This is a genomic window from Zoogloea sp. (assembly GCF_041904905.1).
In the GTDB taxonomy this organism is placed as follows: domain Bacteria; phylum Pseudomonadota; class Gammaproteobacteria; order Burkholderiales; family Rhodocyclaceae; genus Zoogloea.
Genome location: NZ_JAYRMI010000006.1, coordinates 22,878 through 37,395 on the forward strand (window position 1 = coordinate 22,878; position 14,518 = coordinate 37,395).

At 67.6% G+C, this 14,518-nt stretch carries 17 protein-coding genes; 6 read left to right on the forward strand and 11 right to left on the reverse strand.

Features of this window, described 5'->3' with window-relative positions; all coding sequences use genetic code 11:
- Window positions 1–4 precede the first annotated feature (4 nt).
- The 8 genes from ACE3N6_RS02960 to soxC form a co-directional block, all read right to left on the reverse strand.
- Window positions 5–967 (reverse strand): MBL fold metallo-hydrolase, encoded by a 963-nt coding sequence (locus ACE3N6_RS02960; RefSeq protein ID WP_374243679.1) that lies wholly within the window; start codon window positions 965–967, stop codon window positions 5–7.
- Window positions 968–999: 32 nt separating this feature from the next.
- Window positions 1,000–2,724: a thiosulfohydrolase SoxB gene (soxB, locus tag ACE3N6_RS02965; RefSeq protein ID WP_374243680.1), complete on the reverse strand. Its 1,725-nt coding sequence runs from the start codon at window positions 2,722–2,724 to the stop codon at window positions 1,000–1,002.
- 16 nt (window positions 2,725–2,740) lie between these two features.
- Complete coding sequence (soxX, locus tag ACE3N6_RS02970) at window positions 2,741–3,361, reverse strand: sulfur oxidation c-type cytochrome SoxX (protein WP_374243681.1); 621 nt, start codon at window positions 3,359–3,361, stop codon at window positions 2,741–2,743.
- 15 nt (window positions 3,362–3,376) lie between these two features.
- Window positions 3,377–4,183: a sulfur oxidation c-type cytochrome SoxA gene (gene soxA / locus ACE3N6_RS02975; RefSeq protein WP_374243682.1), complete on the reverse strand. Its 807-nt coding sequence runs from the start codon at window positions 4,181–4,183 to the stop codon at window positions 3,377–3,379.
- Between the two features lie 101 nt (window positions 4,184–4,284).
- Window positions 4,285–4,596 (reverse strand): thiosulfate oxidation carrier complex protein SoxZ, encoded by a 312-nt coding sequence (gene soxZ, locus ACE3N6_RS02980; RefSeq protein ID WP_284187147.1) that lies wholly within the window; start codon window positions 4,594–4,596, stop codon window positions 4,285–4,287.
- 33 nt (window positions 4,597–4,629) lie between these two features.
- Entirely contained in the window at window positions 4,630–5,097 is a 468-nt protein-coding gene (soxY, locus tag ACE3N6_RS02985) for a thiosulfate oxidation carrier protein SoxY (RefSeq protein ID WP_374243683.1), read from the reverse strand.
- A 27-nt stretch (window positions 5,098–5,124) separates the two neighbouring features.
- Complete coding sequence (locus ACE3N6_RS02990) at window positions 5,125–6,192, reverse strand: c-type cytochrome (protein WP_374243684.1); 1,068 nt, start codon at window positions 6,190–6,192, stop codon at window positions 5,125–5,127.
- Complete coding sequence (gene soxC, locus ACE3N6_RS02995; protein ID WP_374243685.1) at window positions 6,176–7,522, reverse strand: sulfite dehydrogenase; 1,347 nt, start codon at window positions 7,520–7,522, stop codon at window positions 6,176–6,178. Before soxC ends, ACE3N6_RS02990 begins: the two co-directional genes overlap by 17 nt.
- A gap of 279 nt (window positions 7,523–7,801) precedes the next feature.
- Between soxC and ACE3N6_RS03000 the strand changes: the two genes are divergently transcribed.
- Both ACE3N6_RS03000 and ACE3N6_RS03005 read left to right on the forward strand, forming a co-directional pair.
- A complete protein-coding gene (locus ACE3N6_RS03000; protein ID WP_374243687.1) occupies window positions 7,802–8,116 on the forward strand; it encodes a cytochrome c in 315 nt (104 codons plus the stop codon).
- A gap of 14 nt (window positions 8,117–8,130) precedes the next feature.
- The gene (locus tag ACE3N6_RS03005; RefSeq protein ID WP_374243688.1) at window positions 8,131–9,411 is read left to right on the forward strand and encodes an FCSD flavin-binding domain-containing protein; all 1,281 of its coding nucleotides are present in this window, start codon (window positions 8,131–8,133) and stop codon (window positions 9,409–9,411) included.
- A gap of 97 nt (window positions 9,412–9,508) precedes the next feature.
- Here the strand turns inward: ACE3N6_RS03005 and ACE3N6_RS03010 are convergent, their stop codons facing one another.
- Complete coding sequence (locus ACE3N6_RS03010) at window positions 9,509–10,108, reverse strand: cytochrome c (RefSeq protein WP_374243689.1); 600 nt, start codon at window positions 10,106–10,108, stop codon at window positions 9,509–9,511.
- Window positions 10,109–10,281: 173 nt separating this feature from the next.
- Between ACE3N6_RS03010 and ACE3N6_RS03015 the strand changes: the two genes are divergently transcribed.
- Entirely contained in the window at window positions 10,282–10,827 is a 546-nt protein-coding gene (locus ACE3N6_RS03015) for a class I SAM-dependent methyltransferase (RefSeq protein ID WP_374243690.1), read from the forward strand.
- Window positions 10,828–10,842: 15 nt separating this feature from the next.
- On the opposite strand, the gene ACE3N6_RS03020 is transcribed toward ACE3N6_RS03015, so the two are convergent.
- Window positions 10,843–11,457: an arylesterase gene (locus tag ACE3N6_RS03020; protein ID WP_374243691.1), complete on the reverse strand. Its 615-nt coding sequence runs from the start codon at window positions 11,455–11,457 to the stop codon at window positions 10,843–10,845.
- On the reverse strand, window positions 11,457–12,263 hold the full coding sequence (locus tag ACE3N6_RS03025; RefSeq protein WP_374243692.1) for an inositol monophosphatase family protein: 807 nt from the start codon (window positions 12,261–12,263) through the stop codon (window positions 11,457–11,459). The genes ACE3N6_RS03020 and ACE3N6_RS03025 overlap by 1 nt, the downstream gene beginning before the upstream one ends.
- Before the next feature lie 78 nt (window positions 12,264–12,341).
- On the opposite strand from ACE3N6_RS03025, the gene ACE3N6_RS03030 reads away from it, so the two are divergent.
- The 3 genes from ACE3N6_RS03030 (at window position 12,342) to iscR (ending at window position 14,515) form a co-directional block, all read left to right on the forward strand.
- Window positions 12,342–13,064, forward strand: coding sequence for an RNA methyltransferase (locus ACE3N6_RS03030; protein ID WP_374243693.1), 723 nt, complete (start codon window positions 12,342–12,344; stop codon window positions 13,062–13,064).
- A 94-nt stretch (window positions 13,065–13,158) separates the two neighbouring features.
- Window positions 13,159–13,923 (forward strand): serine O-acetyltransferase, encoded by a 765-nt coding sequence (gene cysE / locus ACE3N6_RS03035; protein ID WP_374243694.1) that lies wholly within the window; start codon window positions 13,159–13,161, stop codon window positions 13,921–13,923.
- A gap of 103 nt (window positions 13,924–14,026) precedes the next feature.
- A complete protein-coding gene (gene iscR, locus ACE3N6_RS03040) occupies window positions 14,027–14,515 on the forward strand; it encodes a Fe-S cluster assembly transcriptional regulator IscR (protein WP_374243695.1) in 489 nt (162 codons plus the stop codon).
- The last annotated feature ends 3 nt before the right edge of the window (window positions 14,516–14,518 follow it).

Below are 14,518 nucleotides of genomic sequence, written 5' to 3' on the forward strand. Positions count from 1 at the left end.
GGGATCAGCGGGCGAGGGATTCGCGCTCGAGGGTGAGGTAGGTGCCGTAGGCATTGATGCGGTTGGCGGCCTCGAAGGCGGGAAGACCGGCAAAGCGCCGCCAGTCGGTGCGGGCGTAGGCTTCGTCGAAGGGGACCATCTCTTCCACAGCGCGGCCCATCTGCTCGCGCAGGTAGATGAGGTAGTCGCGGGTGAGGGTGAGGTCGGCGGCGGCGTCGGTGGAGTGGCGGCCGTGGCCGGTGATGAGGATCTTCGGCTTGAGGGCGGTGAGCTGGTCGATGGCGACGAGCCAGCGGCGGCTGTCGGCGCTGCCCACGAAGGGAATCCGCCCGGCGAAGAGGATGTCGCCGCAGAACACCACGCCGTCTTCCTCGACGCTGACCATCAGGTCTTCGGACGAGTGGGCCGGGCCGAGGAAGCTGACCCGGAAGTGCAGCCCGCCTTCCTCGAAGCGGGTGTCGCCGTCGAGCCAGCGGTCGGCCTCGACGAGGCGGGTGTGGTCGTCCACCCACGGGAAGAGATCCTGCCGCCGCTGGGCGAGGCGGGCGGCGGCCTCGCCGCTGGTGAAGTAGTCGCGCCCGGCCCGGTGGGCCCACACCTGGGCGCCGGCGGCCTTGAAGGCGGGCAGGCCGTAGAAGTGGTCGGCGTGGAAGTGGGTGAGGATCACCCGGCGGATGGGCTTGTCGCTGATCTTGCGGATGGCGGCGACCAGCGCCTCGCCCAGGGGCGGGGTGCCGAGGGCGTCGATCACCACCACGCTGTCGCGAGTCACCACGAAGCCGGCGTTGCTGTTGAAGCCCTGGTTGGCACCGGAGGCCATGCCCGAATCGCCCAGCACGTACCAGGCGTGTTCGGAGACGCGGATGGGCTTGAGTTCGGCTGCCGCGGCCAGCCCGGCCAGCAGCGGAACAAGGATGGCGACGATGAGCCGCAGCCAGGCGGGGAGGGATGCGTTGGCGCGGTTCATCGTCGTCTCCTTGTTCGGGCGGGTGGGGGCGGTCAGGCCATGCCGGGGTTGCCGGCCATGCCCTTGAGGGTGGGCAGGTTGAGGGGCCGGGCGCGGATCACCTTCTGGCCCTTGAGGTAGCGGGCGACCAGATCCCACACCGCCTCGCCGCCGGCGTTCTTGGCGTCTTCCGACACCGGCGCCCAGCCAGCCACCTTGTAGGTCTTGCCGGCGTCGATGGGCTTGCCGGCGAGGCGCATGTCGGTGATGCGCCTGCCCATCGCGGCGTTGGGGTCGCAGGCGTACTGCAGGCCGCCCACGCGCACCATGTCGCCGCCCTGCTGGTAGTACGGGTCGGGGTTGAAGAGGTTGTCGCAGACGTCTTCGAGCACGGTCTTGATCTGCTCGCCGGTCATCGTCGTGACGGTGGTCCACGGGTAGGTGATGGCGGTCTGGTCGAGGAGGTGCTCCATCCGGATGGTGTCGCCGGGCAGCAGGCTGGTGCCCCAGCGGAAGCCGGGCGAGAAGGCGATCTCGGCGTTCTTCTCGGCGAGCAGGGCGTCGAGGATGAGCTGGTCCCACGCGCCGTTGAAGTTGCCGCGGCGATACAGCAGGCCCTCGCTCACCGCGAGCTTTTCGGCGAGCTTGCCCTCGTAGGGCGCGCGCATCTTTTTGATGAGGGCGTCCATCGTGGGGTCGGCGGGGATCAGGTTGGCGAACACCGGCAGCAGCTTGTAGCGGAAGTCGACCACCTTGCCGGCCTTCACGTCGAGATCCAGCACGCCCAGATACTTGCCGTTGGAGCCGGCGTTGGTGACCAGCGTCTGGCCGCCTGCGTTCTTGACGATCACCGGGGCGGGCACGCCGTCGTGGGTGTGGCCGCCGAGGATGGCATCGACACCGCGCACGCGGCTCGCCATCTTCAGATCCACGTCCATGCCGTTGTGGGACAGCACGACGACCACCTGGGCGCCAGCGGCGCGGGCTTCGTCCACCACTTTTTGCAGGTTGTCGTCCTGGATGCCGTAGCTCCAGTTGGGCACCTGCCAGCGCGGGTTGGCGATGGGCGTGTAGGGGAAGGCCTGGCCGACGATGGCCACCGGCACGCCGTTGATGTTGCGGATCACGTAGGGCTTGAACACCGGGTCGCCGAAGTCGGCGGTCTTGATGTTCTGGGCAACGATATCCACCTTGCCGGCGAAATCCTTCTCCTCGATCTCCTTCACGCGGGCTTCGCCATAGGTGGCTTCCCAGTGGAGCGTCATCACATCGACGCCCAGCGCCTTGCAGGCATCCACCATGTCCTGGGCGTTGGTCCACAGGCTGAGGCCGGAGCCCTGCCAGGTGTCGCCGCCGTCCAGCAGCAGCGCGCCGGGGCGGCTGGCCTTGAGCTGCTTGACGAGAGTGGCGAGGTGGGCGAAGCCGCCGACCTTGCCATACGTCTTGGCGGCCTTCACGAAATCGAGATACGTGCAGGCGTGGGCCTCCGGCGTGCCGGGGCGGATGCCGAAGTGGCGCAGCAGGTTTTCACCGACGAGGTGCGGCACCTGACCGGCCATCGGGCCGATGCCCAGGTTCACGTCCGGCTCGCGGAAGTGGATGGGCAGGAGCTGCGCGTGGCAGTCGGTCATGTGGAGCAGGCTCACCGAGCCGAAGCGCGGCAGGTCGTACATCCGTCCGGCGGCCTTGGCGGCTTCGGCCGGGTTGCTGTGCAGCGCGAGGCCGCCGGCCGCGGCGACGGCCAGCACCTGGAGGAAATCCCGACGGTTCATGGACATGCGGTGGACTCCGTTCTCAATCTTTGTTCACGGGCGATTCGGGATCGACCAGGAAGGCGACGATGTGGGTGATCTGCTCGGGCGTCAGCCAGCTGTGCAGCCCGAAGCGCGGCATGTTGGTGCACGCGGTGAAGGCGTTGGAGTTGTAGATCTTGTTGTAGGCGTATTTGACGATCTCGTCGCCGGTGCCGCGCAGCTTGCCGAAGTGCTGGAGGCTGGGGCCGATGGTGCCGTAGGCGACTTCCTTCTGCGCCAGCTGGTGGCAGGCGTAGCAGTTGCCGCCGCGCACCCGGCCGGGCGGGTCGGGCTGGATGAAGCCGATGTGGCCGCCGGTGCCCACCGCGGCGAGCTTCTCGCCCTCGCGCCAGTCGCCGATCAGCTTGCCGTCCACCGGATAGCGGATGGTGGCCTGCTGGGCTTTCTCGATCTGGGCGCGCACCTTGGGGGGCGGGTTGTCCTTGTACTGGCTGCACAGGCGCATGGCCTCGTCCTGGTCGAGGCGGGTCATCCAGTATTTGGCGTTGTCGGGGCGGAAGCCGCTCCGGAAGATCTGCTCGGCCTGGGCCGCGATCGGGTCGGCAGCCGGGGCGCCCACGCTGGCAAGGGCGAGGAGGGCGGCGATGAAGGTGGTTTTCATGGTCGTCTCCGGGGGTCAGCGCTTGATGCCGGGGGTCTGCATCACGGTGCCGCTGGCGGTCTTCTGAAGGAAGACTTCCAGGGCGACGATGGAGTCGGCGAGGTAGCTGGGCTCGGGCCAGCGGGCCTGGCGCATGCAGTCGATGAGGCGGCGCTGCATGGTCCACACCGCGCCTTGCGAGACGCGGTACGAGGGCCAGTTGCCCATGGCGGTGCCGGCGCCCGCCCGGGTGGTGAGGTTGCCCAACTCCTGCAGGCGGATGCGCTTGCCTTCCTGGCCGTGGCAGATGGCGCAGGAGAAATCCTGCGGGCCGCTGCGGCGGTAGAAGATGTGCTCGCCCACCTTGGCCATGCGGGCCTCCTCGGGGTGACGGGCGGGGACGTCGATCTTGAAGCCGTTGGACTTGCCGCCGATGTAGGTGACCAGCGCCTCGATGTCGGAATCCTGGCCGGGCCTGGAGTACCAGCGCTTGGTGGCCTCGGCTTCGGTGAAGCCCTGCAGGCTCACCATGCAGTGGACGAGGCGGGATTCGGCGTCCATCACCTTCTTGGTGTCGGCAAAGTAGCGCGGCAGCTGGGCGTAGGCGCCGTCGAGCTTGCCGGGGCCCAGGCCCATGTCGCATTGCTCGAGGCTGGCGTTCCTGGGGCCGCGGGGTTTCTTCCAGAGCACCTCGCCCTTGGCTTCGAGGAGTTCGGCGGGGTTGCCGTCGGCGAGCATCTCCCGGTAGCGGGCGATCTCGTCCATCGTGCCGCCTTGCCCGAAGGCCGGGCCGGCGAGGGCGATGGCGGCGGTGGCCAGCGCGGTGCGCAGGTTGGGCTGCATGTGTCTTCCTCCTTCTGGTGGGGGGGGCGTGCCGCCTTGGGGCGGTCTGGGGGTCGGCTTGAGGGGGGCGCCGCCGGCGTATCGGCCGGCAGCGCCGGGCATCAGGCGATCTGCACTTCGTCGGTGCGCTTGTCGCCCTTGCTGTCCACCCAACTCACGGTGAGCTTGTCGCCCTTGGCGCCGCCCTTGAACTTGAAGGCGAGGTAGGGGTTCTTCGAGATCGCCGTGCCGAACTGGCCGGCCAGCACCTGGCGGCCGTTGTGCTCGGCGGTGATTTCGGTGATGAAATGGGCCGGGACGAGGTTGCCGGACGAATCCTTGCGCTGCCCGGTTTCCATCTCGTGGCTCATCAGCACCTTGACTTCGGTGATGCCATCCTTCGCGCTCGCGCGAATCTTCATCGGATCTGCCATTTCGATTCCTTTCTTTAATGAAGGGCGCAGGGCTCAGCCGCCGCAGCCGCCGAGGGTGACCTTGATTTCCTTCTTCGCGATGAAGAACTTGCCGCCGGCCTTGACGAGGGCGTACACGTCGGAGGTCTGGCCCATCTTCACGCGGGTCTGCACCGAAGGCTCGGTGCCGGCGGGCAGGGTGAAGCTGGCGGCCAGCGGGTTGGGGTTCTTCTCGACGAGGATGGCGATGGCCTCGACACCGGCCAGCGTCGACACCACGCCCACCGGCACCACGGCGCCGTTTTCGGCGATGTCCGGCGCGGTGAGCTGCACGTCGGCAGAATTGGCCGGGGCGGTGGCGCCCAGGGCCTTGAGGGTCTCGTCGATGGTCTTGGCGTCGAAGGCGGGCTTGTTCCACTCGGCGCGGGCTTCGCCCGGGGTGATCAGGCCGGCGGCGGCCAGCAGGCCGAACAGGCCGAGCCCGCCGCCTGCCTTGAGGATTTCACGGCGTTGGTTGTTCATGGGTCTCTCTCCTTGATTGATCCTGGGTTACTGCGCCTTGGCGCCAGACAAAATCCACTTCACGAGCCGGCGCACGTCGTCGTCCTTGAGCTGACCCTGGGGTGGCATGGGGATCGACCCCCAAACGCCTTGCCCGCCGGCCTTGATCTTGGCGGCGAGCCTGCCTTCGGCGTCGGCCTGGCCCTTGTAGCGGGCGGCGACCTCGTTGTAGCCGGGGCCGACGATCTTGTTCGCCACGCCGTGGCAGGCCATGCAGCCGTTGTCGGTGGCGAGCTTTGTGGTGGCGGCGTTGTCGCTCTGCGGGGCGGGCTTGACCTCGGCGGGCGCCTTGCCCGACGTATCCTTGCCGCGCACCGGGCCCACCGGGCGGTTCTGCTCGGCCAGGTTGCCGTGGGCGGTCTCGGCATACACCGGCAGCAGCGAGCCCACCTTCACCTCGGTCTTGCAGTTGCTCATGCAGGCGCTGTTCTTCACGTCGGGCTTGCCGCCGTTGCCGATGCCGCCCTTGCTGGCCGCCGCGCCGGGCCACATGCCGTGGTCGGTGCTCATGCCGTTGCGGTTGGGCATGCGGGCCTGCACCTCGGCGATGTTCTTGTCCGAGAGCACGAAGTCGCTGGGCACCACTTCGGCCAGGTTGAGCAGGTAGGCCACCAGCCCGTACACCTCGTCGTTGCTGAGGGACTTGGGCGCGGTGAGGGGCATCGCCCGGTTGATGTAGTCGAACAGGGTGGAGACGGTGGCCACCTTCATGATGGCGCTGCGCTGGGGGGCGTCACCCTTGGCGAGGGAGGCTACCCGGCCGGTCTTCACGTCGTCCTTGGTGGTGCCGCCGATCAGCGGGGTGTGCACCTCGTTGGATTCGCCGAAGCTACCGTGGCAGGACGCGCACTTGGCCTCCCAGGTTTCCATGCCCTGATCCACGCTGCCGCTGCCAGGGCGCAGGCCCTTGAAGTCGGGGCGCACGTCGATGTCCCAGGCGTGGATCTCGGCCGGTTTGGCGGCCCGGCCCACACCGGCAAACTTGCCGTCGGCCAGCACGCCGGTGGCGCAGGCGGCCAGGGCGATGGCGACGAGAGTCTTAGAGAACCTGGACATTGCTCACCTCCCCGCTCTCGACTACCTTCCAGGATTGGATGGCGTTGTTGTGGTAGATCGATTTGGTGCCCCGCACCGCGCGCAGCTGGCCGTACGACGGCTGGACGTAGCCGGTCTCGTCCACCGCGCGGGATTGCAGGATGGCGGGCTTGCCGTCCCACACCCAGTCGATGTTGAAACGGGTCAGGCACTTGGAATTGACCGGCCCTTCGATGCGTGCCCGGCGCCAGTTGATGCCGCCGTCGGTGGATACGTCAACCTGCTTGACCTTTCCGCGCCCCGACCACGCCAGCCCCGAGATGTTGTAGAAGCCTTTGTCCAGCAGGATCTGCCCGCCGGACGGGGTGGTGATGACCGACTTGCACTCCTGGGTGGAGGTGTACTGGCGGTGCCGGCCGTCGGGCATCAGGTCGATGTAGTGGATCGCCTCGTCCTTGGTGGCCCAGGGTTTGTCGCCCACTTCGATGCGGCGCAGCCACTTCACCCAGCTCACGCCCTGCACGCCGGGCACCACGAGGCGCAGCGGGTAGCCGTTTTCGGGGCGCAGCATCTCGCCGTTCTGGCCGTAGGCGACGAGCACCTCGTCGGACTGCACGAGTTCGATGGGGATGGTGCGGGTCATCGACGAGCCGTCGGCCCCTTCGGCCAGCACGTACTTCGCCTTCTTCCAGTCGATGCCGCAGTCTTCGAGGATCAGTCGCAGGGGCACGCCGGTGAATTCGGAGCAGCTGAGCATGCCGTGGCTGTACTGCACCGTGGGCACCGCCACGTTGCCCCACTCCATGCCGGTGTTGGCGCCGCACTCGATGAAGTGCATCCGCGACACGGGTGGCAGGCGCAGGATGTCGTCGACGGTGTAGACCTTGGGCTGCTTCACGAAGCCCTCGTCGGTGCCGTGCACCATCAGGCGGTGTTTCGACGGATCGATGTCGCTCCAGCCCTGGTGGTGGCGCTCGAAGTGCAGGCCCGACGGGGTGATGATGCCGAACAGGCCCTGCAGCGGCGTGAACGCCACCGACACCTGCGACATGCGGGTGAGCCCGGGCGATTCGCGGCGTTGCAGGCCCTTCTCGTACTGCGACGGCAGGCCATAGGGGCGCGCGGCGACGGGCTGGCCGAGGCTGGTGGTCCAGGGCGGCAGGTTGAGGATGTCGGGGTCGCCGTCGGCGGCGCGGGCGATGGCCGGGGCGGTCATGGCCGCGGAGGCGGTGAGGAAGGCTTTGCGCAGGAAGTCGCGGCGCCCGTCCTTGACCTCGGCGATGTCCGCTTCGGTCAGGAAGTGCTCGGGCGCGGGACGGACCCGCCCGCGCTGGGTCGGCTGGTCTGCCATGGGTGTGTCTCTCCCTTGTTCCAGTGGTCGGTGTCGAAGGGGGTGGCGTCGAGGCGCGCCATAAAGTTTTTTTCTCCCTTGATCTCGAACAATTTATAACCATAAACTTATATAGTCAATTGCTAATATTGTTGCGGCTCACGATGAGCGCTGCGGCAGGCAGGTATCGACGAAAGGCCGCGCCACGACGGCCATGGCGGCTTGCCCGGGGGGCGGCCGCGGAGAACAATAGGTTGGTTCAACTGCTCGCCGCGCCTGCGGCATCAAGGAGGAGACGTGATGAAACTGTTTCGATGGACTTCGGCCGTGTGCCTGGTCGGCGCGGTTGGCGCGGTCCAGGCCGCCGGTCAGCCGGACCCGAACCTGGCCCGCAATCTGGCCGCCACCTGCGCCAATTGCCACGGAACGAACGGCCATGCGGTCGCCGGGGCGGGTAACGACGCGCTGGCTGGCACCGACAAGGAGAAGCTCCTGCAGAAGCTGCGTGACTTTCGCTCCGGCGCCAAGCCCGCGACGATCATGCACCAGATCTCGAAGGGCTACACCGAAGCCCAGTTGGAACTGATCGCGGCGTACTTCGCCGCCCAGAAATGAAGGGGGCGGACACCATGCAGAATCGACGCGATTTTCTGAAGACGGCCGCCCTTGCCGGCGGCGCGCTGGCGATCCCGGGCTTGGGCGGCTGCGCCCTGGGCGGCAGCCGGCCCCGCGGCCATGTGGTGGTGGTGGGCGGCGGCTACGGTGGCGCCACCGTGGCCAAGTATCTGCGCATGTGGAGCGAGCGGGGTGTGGACGTGACCCTCGTCGAGCGCAACCCGCAGTTCATCTCGTGCCCGATCTCCAATCTGGTGATCGGCGGCGACAAGACCATGGCCGACATCACCCTGGGTTACGAGGGCCTGCGCGACAAGTGGGGCGTGAAGGTGATGCAGGACAGCGTCACCGCCATCGATGCGGCCGGGCGCAAGGTGAAGCTCGCCTCGGGTGGCGAACTGCGCTACGACCGGCTGGTGGTGTCGCCGGGGGTGGAGTTCATGTTCGACCAGGTGCCGGGCCTCGAGACCGAGGCGGCCCAGGCGGCGGTGCTCCACGCCTGGAAGGCCGGCGCCCAGACGGTGGCTCTGCGCAAGCAGCTTGAAGACATGCCGGACGGCGGCGTGTACGCGCTGACCATCCCCAAGGCGCCCTACCGCTGCCCGCCGGGGCCCTACGAGCGGGCCTGCCTGGTGGCCAACTACCTCAAGCAGAAGAAGCCGAAATCCAAGGTGCTGGTGCTCGACGCCAACGAGGAGATCACCTCCAAGAAGGGCTTGTTCACCAAGGCCTTCGAGAAGTACGCGGGCATCCTGGAATACCGCCCGAACAGCGAGTTGCGCGAGGTGGACGCAGCCAGCCGCACGGCGATCCTGGAGTTCGACAAGGTGAAGGCCGACGTGCTCAACGTGGTGCCGCCCCAGCGCGCGGGTGACATCGCCGCGAAGTCGGGGGTCAAGCTCATCAACGGGCGCTGGGTGGACATCGACTGGTTGAGCTTCGAATCGGTGAACACCCCGGGGGTGCATGTGATCGGCGACGCGATCTTCCCGGCGCCGACCATGCCCAAATCGGGCCACATGGCCAACCAGCACGCCAAGGTGGCGGCGGCGGCGATCCTCAACCTGCTCTCGGGCGAGGCGCCCAACCCGACGCCGGTGGTGATGAACACCTGCTACAGCTTCGTGGATTCGAAGAACGTCATCCACGTGGCGTCGGTGCATCAGTACGACGCCGAGAAGAAGACGGTGCTGCCGGTGCCGGGCGCAGGGGGCGTGTCGGCCGCGGCCAACGAGCTGGAGGGCAAGGCGGCGCTGGCCTGGGCCAGGAACATCTGGGCCGACATGCTGGTGTGACCCCGGCGGCAGCGGCCGGCCCGGTGCCGGTCGCCAGCCACCGAAGGCGGTGCCGGGCAGGTGTCCGGCGCCGCCTTCTTTTTTGGTGGAGCCGAATTTACTCCAGCGTCGAGATGTAGCTGGAGACGGCTTTCACCTCAAGCTCGGTGAGCTTGGAGGCGATGGAGTGCATCACCGCGTTGTCGTTGTTGCGCTCGCGGCTGTTGAACTGCTTGAGCTGGTTTTCCAGGTACAGCGACTGCTGGCCGGCGAGCCGCGGCAGCTGCGGCGTGCCGTAGCCCTTGGCGCCGTGGCACGAGGCGCAGGCGGCCACGCCGGAGTACTGGTTGCCCTTGTTGAAGATGTAGCGCCCCACGCCGGCCAGCTCCGGTTCGGCCCGTGCGCCGCGGGCCGAGGGCTTCGCCTGGAAGAACTGGCCGAGGGCCTTCATCTCGTCCGGGGTGAGGTCGGTGACCATCCCGGCCATGGTGTCGCTCTTGCGCTTGCCGCTCTGGAAGTCGGCGAGCTGCTTGGCGATGTAGTCGGCGTGCTGGCCGGCCAGCCGCGGGTAGATGGCCGAGGCGGCCTCGCCGTCCAGGCCGTGGCAGATGAAGCAGCGGCCGCCGACGATCTCTTCGGCCCGCTTCAGGTCGGCCGCACCGGCGGTGCTGGCGGCGAGGGCCAGCCCGAGGGCGGCAAAGCGGAATCTCCCGTTCATGTTTGTCTCCTTATTTTGGGTTTTCTGGATGTGCCGGAAGGCTATCAGAATCCGTTAATAAACTGAAATAGGCCGGCGCGGCCGCAGGCGCGCCGGGTGGCGGGAACTGCGACGCGGCCACCAACTCTGACAGAATGGCAACCTCACGCCTTTGCTCCGGAGATTCGTCGCCCATGCGTCACACTGGCTCGCTGACCCCTTCGCCGTGGGTCACCCGTTTTGCGTCTCTCATCACCGCCGGCGGTGAGGTGCTCGACCTTGCCTGCGGCAGCGGTCGCCACGCGCGCTGGCTGGCGAGCCGGGGGTTCCGGGTGGAGGCGGTGGATCGCGACGCGGTGGCCCTGGAGCTGCTGGCGGGCGTGCCGCACCTCAACACCCGCGAGGCCGATCTCGAAGACGGCCCGTGGCCTTACGCCGGCCGCCATTTCGACGCAATCGTCGTCACCAACTATCTGTTCCGCCCGCGTCTGCCGCTGCTCCTGACAGCGCTCAACCACGGCGGCGTGCTCATCTACGAGACCTTCATGGTGGGCAACGAGCGCTTCGGCAAGCCGAGCAATCCGGATTTCCTGCTGCGCAGCCACGAACTCTTCGAGCGGGTGGCCGACACCTGCACGGTGCTGGCCTACGAGCAGGGCGAGGTGGCCGAGCCGAAGCCGGCGGTGATCCAGCGCATCTGCGCGGTGAAGGGGCACAACCCGTCGTTGCGCCTGCCCTGAGCGGGCGGCGCGCGGTCAGCGCAGCAGGGGTTTGAGCTCCTGCCACACGGTGTCGAGGATGCGGGGTTGGGCTTCGGCGGTGGGGTGGATGCCGTCCTGCTGGAAGAGCGCGGGCTGGTCGGCGAAGCCGGCCATCATGAAGGGCACCAGCCGGACTTTATTGGTCCGGGCGAGATCCTGGTACGCTTTTGCGAAACGGGCGGTGTAGTCGGGGCCGTAGTTGGGCGGCATCTGCATGCCCACCAGCAGGACCCGCGCGCCGGCCTGACGGCTGGCGTCGATCATGGCCTGCAGGTTGGCGTTCATGGCCGGGATGGGCAGGCCACGCAGGCCGTCGTTGGCGCCCAGCTCGATCACCACCACCGTCGGGCGGTGGGCCTGCAGCGCGGCCGGCAGCCGGCTGCGGCCACCGGCGGTGGTTTCGCCGCTGATGCTGGCGTTCACAACCCGGTAGGGCGGCTTCGATTCCTGCAGGCGCCGCTCGAGCAGCGCCGGCCAGGCCTGGCTTGGACGCAGGCCGTAGCCCGCCGACAGGCTGTCGCCCCACACCAGCACCGTGCCGGCAAAGGCCGGCAGCGCGGCGAGCAGCAGGCTCGCCAGCAGGATGCGGAGGAGGGCGACGGTGCGCATCAGGCGGAGATCTTGTCGGCGCAGTGGCCCTGGATGATCTGCATCAGCGGCGGGAACACCTTGGGCGTGCCAGCCACGATGTTGCCGGTGGTGAGGTAGTCGGATTCACCGGCCAGATCGCTCACCAGGCCACCCGCCTCGCTGATCAGCAGGCTGCCGGCGGCCATGTCCCACGGAGACAGGCCGAATTCCCAGAAGGCGTCGAGGCGGCCGGCGGCCACGTAGGCCAGATCGAGCGAGGCGGCGCCCGGGCGGCGCAGGCCGGCGGTCTTCTGGGTGAGTTCCTTGAAGATGGCGAGGTAGGTGTCCACGTTGCCGAACTGGCGGTACGGGAAACCGGTGCCGACCAGGGCGTCCTGCAGGCGCAGGCGCTTGGAGACGCGGATGCGGCGGTCGTTGAGGAAGGCGCCGGCGCCCTTGGAGGCGGTGAACATCTCGTTGCGGTTCGGGTCATAGACCACCGCCTGCTCGACCACGCCGCGGCGGGCCAGGGCGATGGAGATCGCGTACTGCGGGAAACCGTGGATGAAGTTGGTGGTGCCGTCGAGGGGGTCGATGATCCACTGGTACTCGGTCTCGGCCTCCGGGCCGGTCTCGCCGGACTCTTCTGCTAAAATGGCGTGAGTCGGATAAGCATCGCGCAGCACCTGGATGATGGCTTCTTCGGCTGCCCGGTCGACTTCGGTGACGAAGTCGTTGGGCGACTTGGATTCGACCCGCAGGAGTTCGACGTCGTTCGAAGCCCGGTTGATGACGGCGGCGGCACGGCGTGCGGCCTTGATGGCGATGTTCAGAGTGGGATGCATGGGTGTCTGGCAAGGTTGGCCGGCCCGGGCAGGATTGCCCCACCGGTCGACACTAATTCGGAAACCCGACATTTTAATATGAACAACGATGGCGCGCTTGGGCGCGTGCGTGTCGTACTTTCCCGTACCAGTCATCCAGGCAATATCGGAGCGGCGGCCCGGGCCATGAAAACCATGGGCCTGTCGCAACTGGTGCTTGTCTCACCCCAGTCCTTCCCCGACCCGGTGGCCTCCGCGCGAGCGGCGGGCGCCGACGACATCCTGGCAGGCGCGCGGGTGGTCGGCAGTCTTGCCGAGGCGCTGGAGGGCACGGTCTTCGCGGCGGCGCTCACGGCGCGGCGGCGCGAACTCGCGGTGCCGATGAAGTGGGCCCGGGAGGCCGCCGGCGACATCGTGGGGCGCACGGCGTTCGGCGACGTGGCGCTGGTCTTCGGCAACGAGACGGTGGGGCTCTCCAACGAGGACGTGGCCCTGTGCCACATGCCGGTGAAGATCCCGGTGAGCGCCGAGTACTCGTCCCTCAACCTGGGGGCGGCGGTGCAGGTGCTGTGCTACGAGCTGCGGATGGCGGCCCTCGATCCGGGCGCGCCGCCGAACCTCGAATCCGAGCCGGCCACCTTCGAGCAGGTGGAGGGCTTCTTCGCCCACCTGGATCAGGCCATCACGGCCAGCGGCTTCTTTCATCCGAGCAACTCCAAGCGCCTGTGGCCAAGGCTGCGCCGGCTGTTCGGGCGGATTCGGCTGGAGAAGGACGAGATCAACATCCTGCGCGGAATGCTGAGCGCCTTCGAGAAGAAGTAGACTAAAATAGTCGGATATAAGAACACCTCGCTCGGTTGCACTCAGGCTGGCGCGGGGCGGAAAACAGCGCGATTCGTTTCGGGAGTTCCCTTTCATGTTCAGTCGTCTGCGTGAGGACATCGCCAATGTGCTTGAGCGAGATCCGGCCGCACGCTCCAGGTGGGAAGTGCTCACCTGCTATCCCGGGATGCACGCCCTGTGGCTGCATCGCTTTGCCCATGTGGCGTGGCTCAACGGTTTCCGCTGGGTGGGGCGCTTCACCAGCCACGTGGGGCGGATGCTGACCGGCATCGAGATCCACCCGGGCGCCACCATCGGCCGGCGGGTGTTCATCGACCACGGCATGGGGGTGGTGATCGGCGAGACGGCGGAGGTTGGCGACGACTGCACCATCTACCAGGGCGTGACTCTCGGCGGCACTTCGCTGTATCGGGGCACCAAGCGCCACCCCACTTTGGGTCGCGGCGTGGTGATCGGCGCCGGGGCCAAGGTGCTGGGCGGCTTCGAGGTGGGCGACGGGGCCAAGGTGGGCTCCAACGCGGTGGTGGTCAAGCCGGTGCCGGCGGGGGCTACCGCGGTGGGCAATCCGGCCCGCGTCATCGAGGCGGGCAAGGACGACGCCGCCCGGGCCCGCGAGGCCAAGGCGGAGCAGATGGGCTTTACCGCCTACGGCGTCACCCGCGATCTGGACGACCCGGTTTCCAAGGCGCTGCACGGCCTGCTCGACCACGCCGTCGAGACCGACCGGCGCATCCGCGTGCTGCTCGACAAGCTGGCCGAGGCCGGGATTCCGGTCGAGGAAGCCGCCAAGTCGGAGGACGCCTTCGACCCGCAGGGGCTGGGCAAAATGGTGGATTGAGCGGCCGGCGCCGCCGGCGTGAAAATAGTTGATCGATTTTGTCGGGTTTGATATTCTTGACTGAAACGTTCAACTATTAGCCCGTCCGTCCCCAGGAGCCACCATGAGACTCACCACCAAAGGTCGTTTTGCCGTCACGGCAATGATTGATCTGGCGCTGCGTTGTACCGACGGGCCGGTTACGCTGGCGGGCATCGCCGACCGCCAGAAGATCTCCCTCTCGTATCTGGAGCAGCTTTTTGGCAAGCTGCGGCGCTTCGAGCTGGTCAGCAGCGTGCGCGGCCCCGGCGGCGGCTACGCGCTGGCCCGGGACATGGCGTCGATCACCGTGGCCGACATCATCGCGGCGGTGGATGAGCCGCTGGATGCCACCTCCTGCGGCGGCAAGGAAAACTGCAAGGACGAGCACCGCTGCATGACCCACGAGCTGTGGACCAACCTCAACCGGCGCATGTACGAATACCTGCATTCGGTGACGCTGGCCAACCTCGTCGAACAGCAGCGGGCCAAGATGGGCCAGGTTTCGGTGCTCCACGATGAGCGCGGGGCCGCCTGCAAGGGCGCCGGCGTCGTGCCGGCGGCAGCGGCCTGAGCA